At 51.1% G+C, this 1,725-nt stretch carries 1 rRNA gene; it reads left to right on the top strand.

The annotated features are described in order from the left end of the window. Positions 1 to 136: 136 nt before the first annotated feature. Positions 137 to 1,710: ribosomal RNA gene (locus JUF21_RS11865) — 16S ribosomal RNA — on the top strand. Positions 1,711 to 1,725: the final 15 nt, after the last annotated feature.

Below are 1,725 nucleotides of genomic sequence, written 5' to 3'. Positions count from 1 at the left end.
CAAGGTAGTCCTTTGAAAACTGAACAAAGTTTCGTAAATGTGATAGGGCTTTTCAATGAAAGTTGAAAAGAATTAATTAACATGAGCGAAGTCAATTCGCAATAAACAACAAATCGAGCTATTCAAATAACTCATTTTATATGAGAGTTTGATCCTGGCTCAGGATGAACGCTGGCGGCGTGCCTAATACATGCAAGTCGAACGAGGTTTTGACGAATGAACGATGTGCTTGCACGGAGTGATTTTGTTAACACCGAGTGGCGGACGGGTGAGTAACACGTGGGTAACCTGCCCTTAAGTGGGGGATAACATTTGGAAACAGATGCTAATACCGCATAAACCCAAGGATCACATGGTCTTTGGTTGAAAGATGGCGCAAGCTATCGCTTTTGGATGGACCCGCGGCGTATTAGCTAGTTGGTAAGGTAACGGCCTACCAAGGCAATGATACGTAGCCGAACTGAGAGGTTGATCGGCCACAATGGGACTGAGACACGGCCCATACTCCTACGGGAGGCAGCAGTAGGGAATCTTCCACAATGGACGCAAGTCTGATGGAGCAACGCCGCGTGAGTGAAGAAGGCTTTCGGGTCGTAAAACTCTGTTGTTGGAGAAGAACACGTTTGAGAGTAACTGTTCAGACGTTGACGGTATCCAACCAGAAAGCCACGGCTAACTACGTGCCAGCAGCCGCGGTAATACGTAGGTGGCAAGCGTTATCCGGATTTATTGGGCGTAAAGCGAGCGCAGGCGGTTTCTTAAGTCTGATGTGAAAGCCTTCGGCTTAACCGAAGAAGTGCATCGGAAACTGGGAAACTTGAGTGCAGAAGAGGACAGTGGAACTCCATGTGTAGCGGTGAAATGCGTAGATATATGGAAGAACACCAGTGGCGAAGGCGGCTGTCTGGTCTGTAACTGACGCTGAGGCTCGAAAGCATGGGTAGCGAACAGGATTAGATACCCTGGTAGTCCATGCCGTAAACGATGAATGCTAGGTGTTGGAGGGTTTCCGCCCTTCAGTGCCGCAGCTAACGCATTAAGCATTCCGCCTGGGGAGTACGACCGCAAGGTTGAAACTCAAAGGAATTGACGGGGGCCCGCACAAGCGGTGGAGCATGTGGTTTAATTCGACGCAACGCGAAGAACCTTACCAGGTCTTGACATCCTATGCCAACCTGAGAGATCAGGCGTTCCCTTCGGGGACATAGTGACAGGTGGTGCATGGTTGTCGTCAGCTCGTGTCGTGAGATGTTGGGTTAAGTCCCGCAACGAGCGCAACCCTTATGACTAGTTGCCAGCATTCAGTTGGGCACTCTAGTAAGACTGCCGGTGACAAACCGGAGGAAGGTGGGGACGACGTCAAATCATCATGCCCCTTATGACCTGGGCTACACACGTGCTACAATGGCCGGTACAACGAGTTGCGAACCCGCGAGGGTAAGCTAATCTCTTAAAGCCGGTCTCAGTTCGGACTGCAGGCTGCAACTCGCCTGCACGAAGTCGGAATCGCTAGTAATCGCGGATCAGCATGCCGCGGTGAATACGTTCCCGGGCCTTGTACACACCGCCCGTCACACCATGAGAGTTTGTAACACCCGAAGCCGGTGGGGTAACCTTTCGAGGAGCTAGCCGTCTAAGGTGGGACAGATGATTAGGGTGAAGTCGTAACAAGGTAGCCGTAGGAGAACCTGCGGCTGGATCACCTCCTTTCTAAGGATAGATGCG

It is taken from the genome of Lacticaseibacillus sp. 53-4, from assembly GCF_016861805.1.
Taxonomy (GTDB): domain Bacteria; phylum Bacillota; class Bacilli; order Lactobacillales; family Lactobacillaceae; genus Lacticaseibacillus.
The sequence above is the reverse complement of the archived record's forward strand: the minus strand, read 5'-3'. Positions and strand labels throughout refer to the sequence as shown.